The organism is Natrinema salinisoli (genome assembly GCF_020405205.1).
In the GTDB taxonomy this organism is placed as follows: domain Archaea; phylum Halobacteriota; class Halobacteria; order Halobacteriales; family Natrialbaceae; genus Natrinema; species Natrinema salinisoli.
This window is the reverse complement of sequence record NZ_CP084469.1, coordinates 3,294,372-3,312,368: the sequence shown is the minus strand read 5'-3', so window position 1 is coordinate 3,312,368 and position 17,997 is coordinate 3,294,372. Positions and strand designations below refer to the sequence as shown.

General features: G+C 64.5%; 17 protein-coding genes. 11 read left to right on the top strand and 6 right to left on the bottom strand.

Features of this window, described 5'->3' with window-relative positions; all coding sequences use genetic code 11:
- Nucleotides 1-186: 186 nt before the first annotated feature.
- Nucleotides 187-717, bottom strand: coding sequence for a 50S ribosomal protein L16 (locus tag LDB05_RS16365; protein ID WP_226005052.1), 531 nt, complete (start codon nucleotides 715-717; stop codon nucleotides 187-189).
- 105 nt (nucleotides 718-822) lie between these two features.
- Complete coding sequence (locus LDB05_RS16360; RefSeq protein WP_226005051.1) at nucleotides 823-1,053, bottom strand: MarR family transcriptional regulator; 231 nt, start codon at nucleotides 1,051-1,053, stop codon at nucleotides 823-825.
- Nucleotides 1,054-1,269: 216 nt separating this feature from the next.
- Here LDB05_RS16360 and LDB05_RS16355 point away from each other — a divergent pair, with 216 nt between their 5' ends.
- From LDB05_RS16355 to LDB05_RS16345, 3 genes are all read left to right on the top strand, one after another.
- Nucleotides 1,270-2,499: a site-2 protease family protein gene (locus LDB05_RS16355; protein WP_226005050.1), complete on the top strand. Its 1,230-nt coding sequence runs from the start codon at nucleotides 1,270-1,272 to the stop codon at nucleotides 2,497-2,499.
- A gap of 101 nt (nucleotides 2,500-2,600) precedes the next feature.
- Nucleotides 2,601-3,611 carry an ABC transporter ATP-binding protein gene (locus tag LDB05_RS16350; RefSeq protein WP_226005049.1) on the top strand — a complete coding sequence of 337 codons (1,011 nt, stop codon included), beginning with the start codon at nucleotides 2,601-2,603 and terminating at the stop codon, nucleotides 3,609-3,611.
- A complete protein-coding gene (locus LDB05_RS16345) occupies nucleotides 3,611-4,414 on the top strand; it encodes an ABC transporter permease (protein WP_226005048.1) in 804 nt (267 codons plus the stop codon). The genes LDB05_RS16350 and LDB05_RS16345 overlap by 1 nt, the downstream gene beginning before the upstream one ends.
- Nucleotides 4,415-4,448: 34 nt before the next feature.
- Here LDB05_RS16345 and LDB05_RS16340 read toward each other — a convergent pair whose 3' ends face one another.
- Entirely contained in the window at nucleotides 4,449-5,465 is a 1,017-nt protein-coding gene (locus LDB05_RS16340; RefSeq protein ID WP_226005047.1) for an NADP-dependent oxidoreductase, read from the bottom strand.
- Between the two features lie 139 nt (nucleotides 5,466-5,604).
- On the opposite strand from LDB05_RS16340, the gene LDB05_RS16335 reads away from it, so the two are divergent.
- Complete coding sequence (locus LDB05_RS16335) at nucleotides 5,605-6,309, top strand: carbonic anhydrase (RefSeq protein WP_226005046.1); 705 nt, start codon at nucleotides 5,605-5,607, stop codon at nucleotides 6,307-6,309.
- A gap of 56 nt (nucleotides 6,310-6,365) precedes the next feature.
- Here LDB05_RS16335 and LDB05_RS16330 read toward each other — a convergent pair whose 3' ends face one another.
- The 3 genes from LDB05_RS16330 to LDB05_RS16320 all read right to left on the bottom strand — a co-directional run bounded on the left by LDB05_RS16330 (nucleotide 6,366) and on the right by LDB05_RS16320 (nucleotide 11,113).
- Nucleotides 6,366-8,852 carry a DUF2309 domain-containing protein gene (locus tag LDB05_RS16330; protein WP_226005045.1) on the bottom strand — a complete coding sequence of 829 codons (2,487 nt, stop codon included), beginning with the start codon at nucleotides 8,850-8,852 and terminating at the stop codon, nucleotides 6,366-6,368.
- Nucleotides 8,842-10,335 (bottom strand): proton-conducting transporter transmembrane domain-containing protein, encoded by a 1,494-nt coding sequence (locus LDB05_RS16325; RefSeq protein ID WP_226005044.1) that lies wholly within the window; start codon nucleotides 10,333-10,335, stop codon nucleotides 8,842-8,844. Before LDB05_RS16325 ends, LDB05_RS16330 begins: the two co-directional genes overlap by 11 nt.
- Nucleotides 10,336-10,648: 313 nt before the next feature.
- Entirely contained in the window at nucleotides 10,649-11,113 is a 465-nt protein-coding gene (locus LDB05_RS16320; RefSeq protein WP_226005043.1) for an Lrp/AsnC family transcriptional regulator, read from the bottom strand.
- Nucleotides 11,114-11,266: 153 nt separating this feature from the next.
- On the opposite strand from LDB05_RS16320, the gene LDB05_RS16315 reads away from it, so the two are divergent.
- From LDB05_RS16315 to LDB05_RS16285, 7 genes are all read left to right on the top strand, one after another.
- Nucleotides 11,267-11,485 carry a hypothetical protein gene (locus LDB05_RS16315; RefSeq protein WP_226005042.1) on the top strand — a complete coding sequence of 73 codons (219 nt, stop codon included), beginning with the start codon at nucleotides 11,267-11,269 and terminating at the stop codon, nucleotides 11,483-11,485.
- A 110-nt stretch (nucleotides 11,486-11,595) separates the two neighbouring features.
- Nucleotides 11,596-11,790 (top strand): cold-shock protein, encoded by a 195-nt coding sequence (locus LDB05_RS16310; protein ID WP_005554588.1) that lies wholly within the window; start codon nucleotides 11,596-11,598, stop codon nucleotides 11,788-11,790.
- Nucleotides 11,791-12,126: 336 nt separating this feature from the next.
- Nucleotides 12,127-12,492, top strand: a complete 366-nt coding sequence (locus LDB05_RS16305; protein WP_226005041.1) for a cupin domain-containing protein — start codon at nucleotides 12,127-12,129, stop codon at nucleotides 12,490-12,492.
- Nucleotides 12,493-12,618: 126 nt separating this feature from the next.
- Nucleotides 12,619-13,728 (top strand): FecCD family ABC transporter permease, encoded by a 1,110-nt coding sequence (locus LDB05_RS16300; RefSeq protein ID WP_226005040.1) that lies wholly within the window; start codon nucleotides 12,619-12,621, stop codon nucleotides 13,726-13,728.
- The gene (locus LDB05_RS16295) at nucleotides 13,728-14,585 is read left to right on the top strand and encodes an ABC transporter ATP-binding protein (protein ID WP_226005039.1); all 858 of its coding nucleotides are present in this window, start codon (nucleotides 13,728-13,730) and stop codon (nucleotides 14,583-14,585) included. The genes LDB05_RS16300 and LDB05_RS16295 overlap by 1 nt, the downstream gene beginning before the upstream one ends.
- Before the next feature lie 53 nt (nucleotides 14,586-14,638).
- Nucleotides 14,639-15,754 (top strand): ABC transporter substrate-binding protein, encoded by a 1,116-nt coding sequence (locus tag LDB05_RS16290; RefSeq protein WP_226005038.1) that lies wholly within the window; start codon nucleotides 14,639-14,641, stop codon nucleotides 15,752-15,754.
- A gap of 82 nt (nucleotides 15,755-15,836) precedes the next feature.
- Nucleotides 15,837-17,903: a DEAD/DEAH box helicase gene (locus LDB05_RS16285; RefSeq protein ID WP_226005037.1), complete on the top strand. Its 2,067-nt coding sequence runs from the start codon at nucleotides 15,837-15,839 to the stop codon at nucleotides 17,901-17,903.
- Nucleotides 17,904-17,997 lie beyond the last annotated feature (94 nt).

The following is a 17,997-nucleotide window of genomic DNA, read 5'->3' as shown; positions in this document are numbered from 1 at the left end:
GCGGTTCACCGAACCGACCGCGAGTGAGTGCCGAAGGCACGAACGAGCGGGCCGACGACCGATGTGAACGAACGACTGAGCGGCGCTTCGCGCCGCTCAGGAGTGATAGAACGGAGGGAGGAGTGCTTTTAATCGAATTTTTGCCGAGGGCGCGGCTTCGCCGCGCCCGCAGAGCAAAACTTCGGTTTATGCGATCAGCTGTTCTTCGCCGCGCTCGACGATGACGCGACACGGCGGCGAGATCTTGTTGTAGGAGCGGCGGAGCGCGTCCTTGGCGAATTCGGCGTCGTCGACGTCACACCAGATGGTGAAAATACGCTCGCCGGCGTCGATACGAGCGGCGGTGCCGACGATCTTCCCGAAGGCCTGGCGCATCCCGTCGGAGACACGGTCTGCCCCTGCGCCCGTCGCCTGCTTGTTCTCCCGGATGACGTGGTGGGGGAACTTGCGGAGAACCATCTTGTAGTTGTTCTCGCCGGCGTTTTTCAGCATGTGACGGTTCGCAGAGAGGCGCGAGGCCTCGAGGGAGCCGTGACGGATCTGGACCTCTTCTTCCGTGACGAGGCTGATCTGGACGGGGTAGTCGTCGGCGTCCGCCTGGGCATCGCCCATATCGTGCTGTGCGATCTTCGATCCGGGGATACCAGTAATGTATTCGCGGCGCGTGTAGGCCGGCTTACTGATTTCCCGGTACATGGAGGCAGGCTTGTCTGACATGGTTGTGGTTACTTACGAAAACGCAGGCCCACCGCGCGGATAAAGGCTTCGAAGCGCCGCGTCGGATCAGTTCCGGGGACGACAGCCGGTGACTGCGGCCGGGACTCAGTTGGCGAGGACGTACTCGGCACCGGGCCGTTCGATCAGCCCCTCGCTCGAGAGCGAGGAGCAGACGCTCAGAATCGAGAGTTTCTGCATGTTCAGCAGCTGGCTCAGGTCGTCGGTCGTGGCTCCGCCGGTGGCCTCGAGCGTGAGGTAGACGAGTTTGCTCTGTGCGGAGTCGAGTTCGGACGGCAGTTGGGTGATCGGATCGGTCGTCTGGGCTTCGTGCATCATACCACCACCGATGCCAAACACGCGTAAAAGTCTGTGGTGAAGTGGGTATATAGTCACTAGCAAGTATTATCGTGTTTATACACTATTCTCGAGACGGTCAGAAAAACTATAATGTGAAATTCGGTTGGGTGTATAGCGCGGTGCTGGCAGGACGTTGCGCGACCGAGCCGTCATCTCGTCGGCGTATTTAAGGTTCCGCCGCCGGAACGAGATGGTATGAGGAGTTTCCGGATCGGCTCCCTCTTCGGAATCCCGATCAAGCTCGATCTGACGTTCCTGCTGGTACTTCCGTTGTTCGCGTATCTCATCGGCGCGCAGATCGACGAGGTCGCGGGGATACTGAACGACGGACTCGGGGCGGGGATCGATGTCGGTTCGATCACCGGTGGGCTGTCACCGTGGCTGCTCGGACTGGCCGCCGCAGTCGGCCTGTTCGTCGGCGTCGTGCTCCACGAACTCGGGCACTCGCTGACCGCTCAGCGCTACGGGTTCCCGATCGACTCGATCACGCTCTGGCTGTTCGGCGGCATCGCCGCCTTCTCGGAGATGCCCGAGAACTGGCGACAGGAACTCACCATCGCCGTCGCCGGCCCGATCGTCAGCATTCTGGTCGGCGTCGGCTCCTACGGGCTCTTCGTCGTCACCCCCGAGAGTCTCAGCGGCGCGCGGTTCGTGCTCGGCTACCTCGCCATCCTGAACGTCGCACTCGCGTTCTTCAATATGGTCCCGGCTTTTCCGATGGACGGCGGTCGCGTTCTCCGAGCGCTGTTGGCGCGTAACCAACCCTACGCGCGGGCGACCCAACAGGCCGCCGGCGTCGGCAAGCTCTTCGCGGTCGCCATGGGGCTGTTCGGCCTCTTCGTCACGTTCAACCCCATCCTGATCGGCGTCGCCTTCTTCGTCTACATCGCCGCCTCGAGCGAAGCCCAGCAGGTGACCATGAAGGCCGCGTTTCAGGACGTCACCGTCGGCGACATCATGACGTCGGCGGCGGATCTCCACACCGTCGAGCCGGAGACGACGATCGCGGAACTGATCCAGCGGATGTTCACGGAGCGCCACACCGGCTATCCGGTCGTCGATAGCAACGCGTTCGAGGGGGAACGACTCGTCGGCCTCGTGACGCTGTCCGACGCCCGCGACGTCGAGCCGGTCGAGCGCGACGCCTACACCGTCGAAGACGTGATGACGACCGATCTGCAGACGATCACCGCCGATTCGGACGCGATGACGGCCATCGAACGAATGCGGGAACACGATATCGGCCGGTTGATCGTCATCGATGGCGCGGACCACCGGTCCGCTGACGGTTCGCGCGGCGAAACGTCGGGCGAAGACGACGACCTCGTGGGGTTGATCTCGCGGACCGACGTGATGACGGCCTTCGACATCGTACAACAGAGCGGTGCGGTCGCGCTCTCGAGTCGACTGCAGAGCGCGGATTAGGACGATCGGCGAGCGGGTATGAGAGCCGTTACCGGCCGTAGCGGCCGGCTAGAGTGCCGAGACCAACATTCTTAACCGCGGCCGGGGCCGATGCTGGGCCGATGCCACCGGCCATCGAGACCGTCGACCTCGTGAAAGAGTATGGTGAGTTGCGCGCCCTGCAGGAGCTGTCGCTGACCGTCGAGGAAGGCGAGTTCTTCGGTCTCCTCGGCCCCAACGGGGCGGGGAAGACGACGTTCATCAACACGCTGGTCGGCCTGGTTCGCAAGACCGGCGGTGAGGCGCGAGTCTTCGGCTACGACGTCGAGGACGACTATCGACAGGCCCGGGACGCGATCGGGCTCGCACCCCAGGAGTTCAACGTCGACCGGTTCTTCTCGATTCGAGAAGTCTTGAAACACAAGGCGGGCTATCACGGCGTCCCCGAAGACGAAGCCGCCGACCGAGCCGACGAGGTTCTCAAACGCGTCGGGATCTACGACAAGCGCGACGAGCGCTTCGACTGGCTCTCCGGCGGGATGAAACGGCGCCTGCTGCTCGCTCGAGCGCTGGTGACCGAACCCGATCTGCTCATTCTGGACGAGCCGACCGCGGGCGTCGACGTCCAGCTCCGGCACGACCTCTGGGAACTCGTGCAAGAACTCAACGAGGAGGGGACGACGATCCTCCTGACGACCCACTACATCGAGGAGGCCGAACGCCTCTGTGATCGCGTCGCGATCATGAACGAGGGCCGGAAGGTGACCGTCGCGACGCCGGACGACCTGAAACAGCGCGGGACCGACACGATCGCCGTGCGCCTCGAGTCGACACCGTCCACCGAACCCGACCTCGGCCCCTACGCACACGAAACGACGGTATCGGGCGACCGCCTCGAGGTCCGCGTCGACGACGGCGGCTCGACCGCGCCGCAGTTGCTCAATGACCTCGAGGCGATGGGCCACGAGATCGCCGACCTCGAGATTACGCGAACATCGCTCGAGGAGATCTTCGTCGACCTGACGCGAAGCGAGGATCGGACCGTGACTCGATCGTCGGCGGACAGCACGGACGAGGAACCGCCGGTGAGCCGCGAGCAAGAGCGGGAGCGCGAACAGGAGGGGGTCGCCTGATGCTGTCGGTGGGCTTCCGCGCGCTCTTCCGCCGCGAGATACTGCGGTTCGTCCGCCGGCCCAAGAACACGTTCATGCCGCCGGCGATCACGAACGTGCTCTACTTCGCCGTCTTCGGCGTGATCCTCGGCAACCGGATCGACAAGATCGCCGGCTTCGACTACATTCTCTTCATCGTCCCCGGCCTCATCGTGCTGGGCGCGATCTCGAACGCGTTCGAGAACGCCTCGTTCTCGATCTTCCACGGCCGGTGGAACGAATACATCCACGAGACGCTGACCTCACCGCTATCTTACGTCGAGATGGTCGTCGCCTACGTCGGTGCCAGCGCGGTGCGAGGGCTCGTCGTCGGCCTCATCATCGCCGCCGTCGGTCGGGTGTTCGTCCCGATCAGCATCGAACACGGCCTCTACCTCGTCGCCACGATGGTCGTCATCACGTCGCTGTTCGCCGGGTTCGGCATCATCGGCGGACTCATCGCCCGGGATTTCGACGATCTGACCGTGATGAACCAGTTCATCCTCCGGCCGCTGGTGTTCTTCGGTGCGGTCTTCTACTCGCTCGAGACGTTCGAGCAGGCCTGGCAGGTGAACCTCTCCCTGCTAAATCCGATGGTCTACATGGTCGACAGCGTCCGGTACGGACTGCTGGGCTACTCGGATCTGATCGGAGTCAGCATCCTGCCCGCGCCCTACACCGAGTTCGCGCCGCTGGTCTCGCTCGGGGTGCTCACCACGGGGACCGTCCTCGTCTTGGCGATCGACGTCTACCTGTTTAAAATCGGCTACGGGCTGACGGACTGAGCGACAAAAATTCGGGAACGTTCTCCGTCCGCGCTTACGCGTCTCGCTCGGCGACTTTGACGAGCTGTTTGCCGATGTTATCTCCCTCGAACAGCCCGAGGAACGCGTCGGGTGCGTTTTCGAAGCCCTCGACGACGTTCTCGCGGTACTGCAGCTCGCCCTCGCCGATGAACTGCGAGAGTCGCGTGAGCGCTTCGCCCCACCGGTCCTCGTAATCGCTGACGAGCAGGCCTTCGACTTTCGCGCGTTTCTCGATGAGCGTCGCGAGCTTTCGGGGGCCGGTCGGGACCTCGGTCTCGTTGTACAGCGAGATCTGGCCGCAGATCGCGACGCGAGAGAACTCGTTGAGCCGTGGCCAGACGGCATCGGTGATCGGGCCGCCGACGTTGTCGAAGTAGACGTCGATCCCGTTCGGGCAGGCCTCGGCCACGGCACCGGAGAGATCGTCGGTCTCCTTGTAGTTGATCGCGGCGTCGAAGCCGAGCTCCTCGGTGAGCCAGTCGATCTTCTCGTCGCTGCCGGCGGTCCCGACGACGCGCGCGCCGTTGAGCCGGGCGAGCTGGCCGACGACGGAGCCGACCGCCCCCGCGGCGGCGGAGACGAACACAGTGTCGCCGGGCTTCGGGTCGCCGACATCGAGCAGGCCCCAGTAGGCCGTCACGCCGGGCATGCCGAGGACGCCGAGCGCCGTCGAGACCGGGCCGAGTTCCGGGTTCACTTTCCGGAGTTCGTCCGCGTCGCCGACGGCGTGCTCCGCCCAGAGGAGGTCGCCGGTGACGACGTCGCCTTCGTCGAACCCGTCGGCGTTGGACTCGAGGACCTCGCCGACGATCCCCGCCCGCATCGGGTCGCCGACGTCCCACGGCTCGGCGTACGATTCCGCATCGCGCATCCGGCCGCGCATGTAGGGGTCGACGGACTGATACAGCGTCTTCACGAGGACCTCGCCGTCGCCCGGTTCGGGCCGGTCGACGGTGACGAGTTCGAAGTTATCGTGGGTCGGTTCGCCGACGGGCCGGCTGGCGAGTTGCCATTGTCTGGTTTCTGCCATACGTCCCTATGGAAGTTCCAGTAGGTTAATATTGGGCTCGCGGAAGTTCGCGGTAGAATGTACCTCCCCCGCGCCCGAAACCAACGGTTCAGGCCCTCGGCGGTCGAATCTTTTTGAGACGCGTCATTGTACGTCACGTATGGGGACTGATCACGAGATCCTCGAGCGGCTACTCGCGGGCAACGAGCGCCACGTCGCGTCGCTGCCCGACGACTACTTCGCGGACGTCCAGACGAGCCAGCACCCGACCGTCGTCGCGATCTGTTGTTCGGACTCGCGGGTCTCACACGAAGGTATGTGGGGCATCGACCGTCCGGGAGCGGTCTTCACGCCGAGCAACATCGGAAATCAGGTCTGGGACGAGGACGACGGCGAGCGGATCATCGACGGGGGGATCCTCTATCCGATCCACCACACCGGGACCGACGTCGTCGCCGTCGTCGGCCACACCGGCTGTGGCGCCGTCACCGCCGCCTACCGGGTCGCGACCGGCGAGCGGCCGCCGGGTCCGCAGGGGGTCGACAAGTGGGTCGACATGCTCGTTCCCGTCGTCGAGGAGGGGCTCGAGAGCGGTCTCGTCGACCCCGACGCGGACGACGTGCGCGTGATCAACCAGCTCGTCGAGTACAACGTCGACTACCAGGCGCGGTCCCTCCGCGAGGCCGACGACGTGCCGGACACCGTCGACGTCTACGGGTTCGTCTACGATTTCCAGGGGATTTACGGCGACGAACCCGGCCGAACGTATCTCGTCTCCGTCAACGGCGAGACCGACCCCGACGTCCTCGCGGCCCTCGTTCCCGAGGGCTACGAGGTGACGACCCGCAGTCTGCTCTCCCGGTAGTCGGTGGTACGCGTTCGGTAGCCAAATGGACGATAGGAACCAGAGAGAACGGGGCCTCAGTCGTCGGCCGCCGGCTGTGGGGTCGGCGCGGGCCCGCTCTCCGCCGTGGCCTCGACCTCGGCATCGGTCTCCCACTCGAGGTCGCCCCGATAGCGGAAGGTCGCGTTATCGCGTTCGGGATCGAGGACGGTCAGGTCCCCGATCCAGCCGTTGTCGAGCAGTCGACGGACGTCCTCGTGCTCGCGGAGAATCTCGGTCACGCGGTCGACCGGGGCGTGGACGACCGCCGTCAGGCGGAGCGGCTGGTGGTACGGGCGGTCGTCGCCAATCTTCAGCGACTGGAGTGGCAGGCCGGTCATCAGGTCGCCGCCGTTGCCCTGCACGACGCCGACGTTGCCGACCGGGTTCTGGGTGACCTTCGAGCCGCTCCCGTAGACCCCGTTGTCCACGGTCGCGAAGTAGTACTGGTTGTTGATCCACTGGGTGACGACCAGCGGCCCCGCCAGGATCGCCTCGAGCGCCTCGCCGTCCGGATCGGTCGTCCAGTCGTAGGAGTGGAGGAACGCCCGGCCGTCGAGATTCCGATCGTCGGTGAGTTCGCGCGGGCCGATGACGAAGGAGGCGTTCCCGGCCAGCCCCCACTCGGGGCGGGTTTCGGCCCAGTCGGCCGCTTTCCGTTTCACCTCGTCGACGGCCGCTTCGTCGTCGTCCACCGACGCAGTGCGCTCGGCCGCGGCCCCGGTCTGCGCGCGGGCGAGGTCCTCGCGGACCGTCTCGAGGTCCGCCCGGTGGCTGTCGGGCACCGCACCGTCGAACAGGGTGATCTCGTCGGTCGTCGTGTTGTGTTCGCCCGCGAGGAAGACGGTGTCCTCGGGGACGTCGAAGCCGCGGTCGCGGAGGCTCTCGCGGACGGCCTCGTCGTTACAGATCGTCGCGAGCACGCGGGCGTTCGGTCCGCCCGGATTCCCGGCGCAGGCGCCGCAGTCGAGGCTCGAGTCGAAGGGGTTGTTCGTCGTCTCGCTTGCGTGGCCGGTGAAGACGACCAGGCGGGCGAACTCCTCCCAGCCCATGAGCTCGAAGGCGGTCGCGGCGTACTCGACTTTCTCCTCGAGGCTCATCCCCTGCGGGAGATCGGCCGCGCCGTGGGCGTGATCGCCGTACTCGTCCTCGTCGACGGCGGGGGAACAGAACTCGTGACGGCTCGGCACGCGCTCGTCGAGGGCGTCCTCGAGCGCGGAGACGGTCCCGGGCGACAGCGTCCGCGTCGTCATGGCCGAACCGTAGGCGGCCCCACCGCCTTCGACGAACGTGAACGCGGAGACGACGTTGTGCTTGAGCGCCTCGAAGTGTTTGCGGGCCGCGTTCACCAGTCCGGTCCATCGATCGTGGGCGGTCGTGGCGTCCGAATCGTCCGCCGGACGGTCGACGACGCGATGGGCCGGGTCGACGATCGGCGGACAGGCGTCGATATCGGTCGCGGCGTCGTAGCCCCGGTAGCGCATCGGAACGCCGAAGAATCCCGCGTAGCCGTGCGTCTCGTAGGGACCCTGGGCTTCGATGTGGCGACGGATCACCTCCGAGCGAGTATCGATGCAGAACACGAGCTGTGCCGCCGGTCGCGAGCCCTCGCCGTGGGACGGATCCGTGACCGTATCGTCGATCCCCTCGAGGAGTCGTTCTCGATAGCTCCGCTCCCACGCGGTCAGCCAGATTTCGGGGAGCGGCACCTCGTCGCCCTCGCCGTCATCGTCGGCGGCGACGGCAGTGCCGGTACCCCCGCTGGCGGCGTCGGCGGCGTCGGGATCGATCGGCGCGTCCAACAGGTCGGCCAGCGTCAGCCGCACCGCGAGATACCCGTTCAGCGTGATCGGGTACTCCCGTTGCCACTGATCGGCGTCGTCGTCGGCCCGCTGTTTGACGAATCCGCTCCAGCCGGGGAGCGCGGCGAGGTGGTGTTCGACGATGTCCACCCAGCGGCCTTCGGGATAGTCGCTGAGGACCGCCTCGAGCGCGTCGATCGCCGTGTGGGGGAGGTCGTCGGGGTCGCTACAGCCGGGGACGTCGCCGTCGTACGGGGCGACCTCGCGCCAGGCGGCGTAGAATCCCTGCTCGCGGTTGGGCATCGACCACTTCGCCTGGCCGTGATCGAGAAACGCCGCGAGCCACTTCGAGAGCGCTCGGTCGACGGCCTCCGTCGCGGGATCGATATCAGTGCCGCCGTCCGTTTCGGCGTCGGCCAGCTCGTCGAGGAGCGTCTCGGGATCCCGATCGATCCCGCGGGCCTCGAGTTCGTCGCTCAGCACGTCCGGATCGATCCGACCGTCGTCCCAGGCCCGGCGGAAGACGGACGGACGCGGGTAGCCGCGGCCGCCGAACAGTCGCTCGCCTTCCGCGACGGCCCGGTGAAACGGCTCGTCTTCGAACCCCGAGAGGGGGTTGGCCGTGACGAAGGAGTGTAGCGGCCAGACCGAGCCGAGCGCGTCGGCCGCGCGTTCGATACTGTCGTCGATGCGGCACTGGTCGGCGGCGTGGTCAGATGTCATCGTATTCCTCCTTGTTGGTAAGGATGGTCGCCGGATCCGGTTTCGAAACGTTCAGCAGCGAGACGTAGAGGCGGGTGCTCGAGCGATGCCAGCCCAGTTCGGTCACGAGATAGGAGCCGACGAACAGGGCGACGGCGAGGTAGTGGGCGACGGTCAGCTCGGTCGACACGTACGTCATCGGCACTCCCGAGAGCATCGTCGAGACGGCGTTGAACAGCACGGCGTACCCGCCGATGGCGAGCAGGACGATCAACGGAACGCTGACGAACCGAACCGACGTCGGTAGCGTCGACCGTCGGAGGATGTCGCGGGCAGCGGTCAGCGTCGTCAGGACGACGACGATCGTCAGGACGGTGCCGCTGTTCAACGCGAGGCTGGTCGCCTTCCCGGTGAGGACGCCGAACAGAACGCCGCCGCCGACGGCCGTGAGCAGGCTGACGGCGACGCCGGGGAACCCGAGTCGGGTGTGGTCGGCGTGTCCGGGTGCCGTCTGCTCGACGGTCGCGCCCGACGACAGGAAGAGATACGCCTTGTAAAAGCCGTGCAGGATGAGGTGAGCGATCGCGGCGGCGAAGAAGCCGAGACCGGCCTGCAGTATCATAAAGCCCATCTGAGCCATGGTCGAGCAGCCGAGTTCGCGTTTGACGTTCGGCTGGACGAGCACCATCGCCTGGCCGAGCAGGGCGCTGCACGCGCCGACGAGGACGATCGCCGACATGACGACGAGTTCGTCGGCGAGCAGCGGCGCGAACCTGGTGAGTAGGATACCGCCCGCGTTGACGAAGCCGGCGTGCATCAGGGCGGAGGCCGGCGTCGGTGCGGTCATCGACGACAGCAGCCAGTTGTGGAAGGGAAAGAGCGCGGACTGGATGATCGCCGCGAGAACGATCGCCACGGCGGCGACGAACGTGACCGTTTTCGGCGCGCTCTCGAGGGCCTCGAGAATGCCGGTGATGGTGGTCGTCCCCGTCGCCCAGGCCAGGGCGACCAGCGCGGCTGCGAGCAGTCCGCTACTGGCGAGGAAGTACCGCCGAGCGAGCGCCGCGGCGGCCCGGGCCTGCGCCCAGTCGCGGACGTGTCCGATGAGCGACGCCATCACCAGGCCCATCGCCAGCCACGCGGCCGCAAACAGCGCGATATGATTCGCGGCGGTCATCGTCATGACGACGAGCGTGAACGCGAAGACGCGGCCGTAGAACCGATCGATAGCGCGGTCGCCCGCCATGTATCGTCGGGAGTAACTGTGGACGATCCCGCTGAAGAAGGTGACCACGACCCACATGATCGCTGTCAGCCCGTCGACTCGCAGGAGGTCCGAAAGCTCCCACCCGGCTCCGCTTCGGATCGTCAGGGCGAGTACCCCGACGCTGCACAGAAAGAGCGCCCAGACCGTCCAAGTCGACGCTCGCGGGACGAACGAAGTCGGTGGCCTCGGTTCGGAGAGTTGTGCGACGTCGCCGTCGAGTGATGGGTCATCGATCATACTTCGATTTCACGCGCGGACCAGCGAGGGGTCGTCCTGTCACAGCGCGCCGTTCGCGGCAACACTTGCAAAGCTGGTCGTCTTCAATCGAGATATGAACAGAGTGGTTATTATAGGCTTCGATTCGAACAATACGTTCGACATCTAGTTTGGTACTGAATAACACTCGCTGAGGCGAGGAGGCGGAGACGACCGAAGAGTCGGGCGGAAATCAGGCGGATATCGGGACAGAGCTGCTAACAGCGGGGATCAGGTCAATCAAGCGGCGTCCGTGCCGCACCGTCGAAGAGAGAGATCGCTGGCGGCATCGAGTTCACTGCGACGAAAATTCGTCGAACGACGTCGAGTGTTGACTGCGAACGAGCACTTCGTCGGTGATCGTCAACCCCATATCCGAAATCTCCTGGGCGATCGGCGTGATATCCCTATCAGTTTCGCCGACGACCGTCACGAGGAGGTTGCGCTCACCCGTTACCAGCTCCTGGACCGACACGACGCCGGAAATACCGAGAATCCCGTCGATGTATTCGCCCCGCTCCGGGATCGGTGCCGTACAGAACAAGAGCATTCGAATCGGATAGCCGGACTCCGTATAATCGATGTTCGCGCTGTAGCCCTTGATGACCCCCTCCGACTCCAGCCGCTGAATCCGCTTTCGAACCGTACTCGAGGACGCCTCGGTCCGCTCGGCGATCTCGCTCGAGGAGAGGTTCCGGGCCTCTTCCTGTAACGCGTAGAGGATTTCCCGATCGACCGCGTCGAGCTCGTACTCCGTCATACGGGTCGTTTGTTCGGAGTGCTATAAGGAACTTCGGCTGACAGAACCGAGCCGAGCGAGACGACCGCCGGATCCGGACCCGTCGACCGCGGTGAGCAGACCGCCTCGAGCGTGTCGATACCGTTTTGGTCGTACCGACGAAACACCGCACCTATGCGATCGTTCTTCGAGTCCGATCTGCGCTTCTACTACGGGGTCGGGGCGTTCATCATCGCGGTATTCGTCGTCGGGATGACGGCGTTCGCCGTACTCAACCCCGGTGGAGTCGGCACCGTCGAGCTCGTCGGACTGTCCGGCGGGTTCTTCCTGTTCATGCTGGTCTATTTCATCGCGATCTCGGTCCAGCGACTCGAGGGCGGCGACAGTGTGTGAGGTGACACCCACAGGGAATAGCTGGGCAGCGAACCGCCGTTCTATCCGCTTTTCGAACCGATTCTCGAGTCGCAGGCTTTATGTCTGCCTGGCGCTTCTCTTCAGAAGCAATGGCGAAAGGAACCGTTGATTTCTTCAACGACACTGGCGGCTACGGATTCATCGAGACTGAGGACGCGGACGACGACGTGTTCTTCCACATGGAAGACATCGGCGGCCCCGACCTAGAAGAAGGACAGGAGCTCGAGTTCGACATCGAGCAGGCCCCCAAGGGCCCGCGCGCGACGAACGTCGAGCGCCTGTAAGGCGGAATTCGTAACGGTATCGGCACTTGACTGCAGTATTTTACCACTCCCGAGCGACAGCGCCGTCGTCGGCGACGAACGCAACGCTATCGACCCTTGGTGAGTAGAAAATCAATACTGCTACATATCCAACGGCTGGGAGATTATTTTATGACTATGCTTGCGATCGGAATCCCGGAGCTCTTCGTTATCGCGTTCAATCTCGTTCTCATCTGTGGTATCGTCGGCAGACTCCGGTATCTTCTCACGGAACTTCGGCGGACGGCGTAGGGAAGGAACACCGTGCTGCCGGCGTCCGACCCGGACGGTTTTGTAGATCCGACGCCCACATCCGGTATGACCGAGCCTGTGTTGCGACGCGCCGACGAGATCGAGTACGAGACGGTCGACGCCGCCGACGGCCTCGAGAAGGGCGTCCTGATCGCCGACGACCACGGCGCGCCGAACGTCGCGATCCGGCGGTTCGTCCTCGAGCCCGATGCCGCCGTCCCGGAACACACCAACGAGGTCGAACACGAACAGTACGTCCTCGCGGGCGAGTACACGGTCGGGGTAGGGGACGAGGAGTACGAGGTCGAAGCCGGTGACTCGCTGCTCATCCCCGCGGGCACGGTCCACTGGTACCGCAACGAGGGCGACGAGCCCGGTGCGTTCATCTGTGCCGTTCCGAACGGGGACGACGAGATCCAACTGCTCGAGTAACGGCACTCGCTCGGTCGGTAGCCGTGTGCCGGATCGAGGGGGGACAGCCGCCCGCTCTCGGTCGGCGGAGGCACCCGATCCGACAATCGCAACTTCTATACGTATTTTAGGGATACCTAAACGGCAATGGCAGAATCGCAGTCAGTAGGGGAACGCGTATCCACCCGGAAGCGGGAGGGATGGGTCACGGGGACGCTCGTCCTCTTCTGTCTGGCAAGCATGGTCGTTACCATCGCCGCCGGCCTCGTGCAGGTGAGTTTCGGGGAATACTCGATGACGTTCCGCGAGGCCTGGACGGCGGTCTTCAACCCCGACGTAGTCTTCAACCTCGACGCCTGGTCGTCGTTCCTGTTCGGGACGGAGCGACCGGAGATGAGTACCGAGAGCGTCGTCGTCTGGAATCTCCGACTACCGCGGGTGTTCGTCGCGATCATCACCGGTGCGACGCTCGCGGTCTCCGGTGCCGTCTTCCAGGCCGTGACGCGCAACGAGCTGGCGAGTCCGTTCGTGCTGGGGGTCAGCTCCGGTGCGGGGTTCGCCGTTCTGGCGACGCTGGTCGTCTTCAGCGGCCTCACGCCGTTTTTGCCGCTGATCGCCGCGCTGGGTGGGACGCTCGCGTTCGCGATCGTCTATACGATCGCCTGGAAAGGCGGCACGAGCCCCGTCCGGCTCGTCCTCGCGGGCGTGATCGTCAACATGGTCTTCCAGTCGCTCCAGCAGGGGCTGTTCTTCTTCGCGGACGATCTGGGCGTCGTACAGACGGCGATCGCCTGGATCACGGGCTCGCTCACCGGCACCGGCTGGGAGGAAGTCCGTATCGCGGTCCTGCCGGCGGCCGTCTCGATCGCGATCGCACTCGCCGGTGCGCGCCAGTTGAACGTCCTGATGTTGGGCGAGAACACCGCCCGTTCGCTCGGGATGCGCGTCGAACGGGTCCGGTTTTCCCTCTCGGCGGTCGCCATTCTGGCCGCGAGTGCCGCGATCGCCGTCGCGGGCGTCGTCAGCTTCTTCGGTCTCGTCGTCCCCCACATCGTCCGGAACACGGTCGGGGGCGACTACCGACGGCTGATGGTCGGCTGCGTCTTCGCCGGCCCCGCGCTGATGGTGACCGCCGACGTCGGCGCGCGGCTTGCGCTGGGGGGAACGCAGATGCCCGTCGGCGTCGTCACCGGCCTGATCGGCGGCCCGTACTTCCTCTATCTGATGCGCCAACAGCAGTCGATGGGTGAACTATAATGGCACGCACACAGGGAGACGCGGACCGAGGGCAAGAACGAATCACTGACGACAACGGCGTCGCAGTCGACAGCGCACTGGTCGGCGACAGCCTCGAGCTCAGTTATCCGACGAGCGAGGAAACCGTCGTCGACTGTGCGCGCCTCGACATTCCCGAGGAGGCAGTGACCGCACTCGTCGGTCCGAACGGCAGCGGGAAGAGTACGCTCCTGAAGGCGCTCTCGAACCACCTCGAGCCGGACGCGGGGACGGTCAAAATCCACGGCAGCGATCTCGATTCGTTCAGTCAGAAGGAGCTGGCGCGCGAACTGGGCGTCCTCTCGCAGGAGAACGACTCGCTGAGCTCGATCTCGGTCGAGGACCTCGTCTATCACGGCCGCTACCCCTACCGGGGCTTCTTCGACGGCGTCAGCGACGAGGATCACGCGGCGGTCGAACGCGCCATCGAACTGGCGGGGATCGAAGAGCTCCGCGACGCCGAACTCGGCCAACTGAGCGGTGGCCAGAAACAGCTCGCGTGGATCGCCATGGTGTTAGCACAGGACACCGACGTCCTGTTGCTCGACGAGCCGACGACCTTCCTCGACGTCCACCACCAGTTTCGCGTCCTCGAGACGATCCGCCAACTCAACGAACGGAAGGGAGTCACGGTGGCCGTCATCCTCCACGATATCTCGCAAGCCGCTCGCTTTGCGGATTATCTGGTCGCGATGCGTGACGGTGAACTGTACGACTGGGGACCGCCCGAAGAGGTCGTGACCGAACAGCTACTCGCCGACGTCTTCGGGGTCGAAGCCACCGTCGAATACGAGCCCGAACTGCAGGTGCTCCCCAAACGAGCGCTTCCGGACCGGTGACCGGCCGTCGGCAGTCGGAAGGATTTTATATTTTTAGGCTAGCCTAAAAAGTGATGACCGACGAACGGAACTGGACGAGGCGAGACGTCATTCAAACGAGCAGTGCGATCGCCGGTATGGGCGTGCTAGCCGGCTGTACTGGTGGGGGAAGCGAGGGCGGGTCATCGGACGGCGAATCGTACACGGTGACGATGGAGCCGGTCGGAGAAGTCGAGTTCCCCGAGGTCCCGGAGACGTGGGTCGCCAATAACGGCAGCTGGGCCGATATGGGAATCGCGCTGGGACAGGAGCCGCCCGACGGAGTCTGGCTGCCGTCCCGATACCACACGCAGTATTACGACGAGATTCCCGACGTCAGTGTCAGCAAAGACGGTATGACGCGGCTCTCGGACGACGGTGTCGATCCGGAGACGTTCTACGAACTCGACGGCGACGTCCACGTCATCGATCCTAACTTCCTGACGAACCGGTTTGGCGACGATGTCAGCGAAAGCGACGTCGAAGACATCGAACGCGACATCGGGCCGTTCTTCGGCAACAGCATCTTTTCGACCGGCTACCCGTGGCACGAAGACTATGCGTACCTCTCCCTGTACGAAGCGTTCGGGAAGCTCGCCGAGGTGTTCCAGGAGACCGAGCGACACGAGGAGTTCGTCTCCCTCCACGACGAGTTCCAGTCGAACGTCGCGGATATCGTCCCGCCGGAGGGCGAGCGACCGACCGTCGCGATCATGTGGGCCGTCGAGAGCGATATGGGTTCGTTCTCCCCGTACCTGATCGGCGACGGAACGAGTTTCAAGCAGTGGCGTGACCTGAAGGTCAACGACGCGTTCGCCGAAACGGACGTCCGAGACTTCCACAGCACGCGCGGAAAGATCGACTACGAGACGCTCCTCGATATCGATCCCGAGATCATCCTGTTCCGCGGTCAGGAAGCCAAAACCGCCGCGGAGTTCCAGGACGAGATCGTTTCGCAGATGGAAGACGACGACACTGCCCGCGAGCTGACTGCGGTCCAGAACGACGACGTCTACCGTGGCGGCCCGCTCTATCAGGGGCCGATCACGAACCTCGTCGTCACGCAGCGCGCGGCCGAACAGCTCTACGACGTCGACGAGAAGCTGTACGATCCCCAGCAGGTCGGGGACATCGTCAACGGCGACTTCTAACTGTTCGACCGTCGTCTCCGATCGTTCGCGACAGACGGCCGAGTCCGAATCGCTCAAGTACGCCACCCGTCTATCGGGTATCGTGTCGAAGCAGGTCCAGCAGGTCGAAACGATCTTCTGTCACGAGACGGGCGACGACTATCTGATCGTCGTCGAACGTGACGGCAAACGGCTGTTCCGGGCGAAACTCGGGCTTTCCGAGACCTCGGCCGGCCCCCGGCCCGCGAAGTTCCGGCTGAAAGAGGGCTCGAGCGAAGAACCGCGCCAGCCCGACGAATTCATCGAGCTCGCCCGCCGAGCGAAGCGTATCCGCATCTCCGAGCAGACCTCGTCCGCGGGGCGGCGAGACCTGCGGGAGATGCTCGCAGGCTACCAGCTCGAGGACAAAGTCAAGACCGTCCGGACCTGCCGCTACTGCGCCGCTGCGGGGCGATACTCGCCAATTACGACCGATACCGCGGTCAAGGACGACGACGACTGGATCTGTCGGGACTGCGCTCGCCAGGAACTCGAGCGCCAGCTGTCCTTTTCCGGCGGCGGCGAGGTGTCGGGTGCCGCGAAAGACCGACTCGAGGACCTCATGATGGAGGTCCAGGACCTCGAGCGAATCGTCAACCTGCTCAAGGGCCAGCTCGATCCCGATCTGACGAAGTTCGATACCATCTCGGCGACGACCGACGAGGTCGATCCCGTTCGGACCGACTCGCTGAACCTGCATCCCGGGTTACAGGACCTGCTCGAGGATCGGTTCGATACACTGCTGCCGGTCCAGAGCCTCTCCGTCGAACACGGATTGTTCGACGGCGACGACCAGCTCGTCGTCTCCGCGACGGCGACCGGGAAGACCCTGGTCGGCGAGCTCGCGGGGATCAATCGCGTGTTGAACAACAAGGGAACGATGCTCTTTCTCGTTCCCCTCGTAGCGCTGGCGAACCAGAAGTACGAGGACTTTCAGGACGAGTACGGCCACCTCGTCGACGTCTCGATCCGCGTGGGTGCGAGCCGCGTCGCCGACGAGGGCGAGCGGTTCGACCCCAACGCGGACGTCATCGTCGGCACCTACGAGGGGATCGACCACGCCCTGCGAACGGGCAAGGACATGGGCGACATCGGAACCGTCGTCATCGACGAGGTCCACACCCTCAAGGAAGAGGATCGGGGCCACCGACTCGACGGCCTGATTTCGCGGCTCAAATACACGTGCGAGCAGCGGGCGAAGCGACGGGACGACTACGGCGGCGCGCAGTGGGTCTACCTCTCGGCGACCGTCGGCAACCCCGAACAACTCACGGAAGCGCTCGAGGCGACGCTCATCGAGTTCGAGGAGCGGCCGGTGCCGATCGAGCGCCACGTCACCTTCGCGGACGGTCAGGAGAAGGTTCGAGTCGAGAACAAACTGGTCAGACGCGAGTTCGATACCGAGTCCTCGAAGGGGTATCGCGGGCAGACGATCATCTTCACCAACTCCCGGCGGCGCTGTCACGAGATCTCACGGAAACTCGACTACTCGGCCGCCCCCTACCACGCCGGCCTCGACTACAAGCGCCGGAAGGAGGTCGAACGCAAGTTCGGCGAACAGGAGCTGTCGGCGGTCGTCACGACCGCCGCGCTGGCCGCGGGGGTCGACTTCCCCGCCTCGCAGGTGATCTTCGACTCGCTTGCGATGGGCATCGAGTGGCTCTCGGTCCAGGAGTTCCACCAGATGCTCGGCCGCGCGGGACGGCCCGACTACCACGACAAGGGCACAGTGTACGTCCTCGTCGAACCGGACACCGTCTACCACAACTCCATGGAGGGCACCGAAGACGAGGTCGCGTTCAAGCTCCTCAAAGGCGAGATGGAGTCGGTCATGACCCACTACGACGAGGCCGCCGCCGTCGAAGAAACCCTCGCGAACATCACGGTCGGCGGAAAGGCAGCGAAAGCACTCAACGACCGCATGCTCGGTGAAGTTCCCACCAAACACGCCATCGGGAAACTCCTCCAGTACGACTTCATCGACGGCTTCGAACCCACGCCGCTGGGGCAGGTCGTCACCGAACACTTCTTGGAGCCCGGCCAGGCGTTCATGCTCCTCGACGGCATCCGCAAGGACGCCCACCCCTACGAGCTCGTCGCGGACCTCGAACTTCGCGATACGGACCTCTAGCCGTCGCGTTCGAGGATAACGAGTCCGTCCGATCCCAGCCGTGGCCCGGCCGAAATCGTTTTTCGGACCTGTCGCCGGCCGGAACGGTAAAGAA

Bases quoted from the DNA above. Each gene is read 5' to 3' on its own strand.
- LDB05_RS16365 (WP_226005052.1), bottom strand. From the start codon at position 717: ATGTCAGACAAGCCTGCCTCCATGTACCGGGAAATCAGTAAGCCGGCC.
- LDB05_RS16360 (WP_226005051.1), bottom strand. From the start codon at position 1,053: ATGATGCACGAAGCCCAGACGACCGATCCGATCACCCAACTGCCGTCC.
- LDB05_RS16355 (WP_226005050.1), top strand. From the start codon at position 1,270: ATGAGGAGTTTCCGGATCGGCTCCCTCTTCGGAATCCCGATCAAGCTC.
- LDB05_RS16350 (WP_226005049.1), top strand. From the start codon at position 2,601: ATGCCACCGGCCATCGAGACCGTCGACCTCGTGAAAGAGTATGGTGAG.
- LDB05_RS16345 (WP_226005048.1), top strand. From the start codon at position 3,611: ATGCTGTCGGTGGGCTTCCGCGCGCTCTTCCGCCGCGAGATACTGCGG.
- LDB05_RS16340 (WP_226005047.1), bottom strand. From the start codon at position 5,465: ATGGCAGAAACCAGACAATGGCAACTCGCCAGCCGGCCCGTCGGCGAA.
- LDB05_RS16335 (WP_226005046.1), top strand. From the start codon at position 5,605: ATGGGGACTGATCACGAGATCCTCGAGCGGCTACTCGCGGGCAACGAG.
- LDB05_RS16330 (WP_226005045.1), bottom strand. From the start codon at position 8,852: ATGACATCTGACCACGCCGCCGACCAGTGCCGCATCGACGACAGTATC.
- LDB05_RS16325 (WP_226005044.1), bottom strand. From the start codon at position 10,335: ATGATCGATGACCCATCACTCGACGGCGACGTCGCACAACTCTCCGAA.
- LDB05_RS16320 (WP_226005043.1), bottom strand. From the start codon at position 11,113: ATGACGGAGTACGAGCTCGACGCGGTCGATCGGGAAATCCTCTACGCG.
- LDB05_RS16315 (WP_226005042.1), top strand. From the start codon at position 11,267: ATGCGATCGTTCTTCGAGTCCGATCTGCGCTTCTACTACGGGGTCGGG.
- LDB05_RS16310 (WP_005554588.1), top strand. From the start codon at position 11,596: ATGGCGAAAGGAACCGTTGATTTCTTCAACGACACTGGCGGCTACGGA.
- LDB05_RS16305 (WP_226005041.1), top strand. From the start codon at position 12,127: ATGACCGAGCCTGTGTTGCGACGCGCCGACGAGATCGAGTACGAGACG.
- LDB05_RS16300 (WP_226005040.1), top strand. From the start codon at position 12,619: ATGGCAGAATCGCAGTCAGTAGGGGAACGCGTATCCACCCGGAAGCGG.
- LDB05_RS16295 (WP_226005039.1), top strand. From the start codon at position 13,728: ATGGCACGCACACAGGGAGACGCGGACCGAGGGCAAGAACGAATCACT.
- LDB05_RS16290 (WP_226005038.1), top strand. From the start codon at position 14,639: ATGACCGACGAACGGAACTGGACGAGGCGAGACGTCATTCAAACGAGC.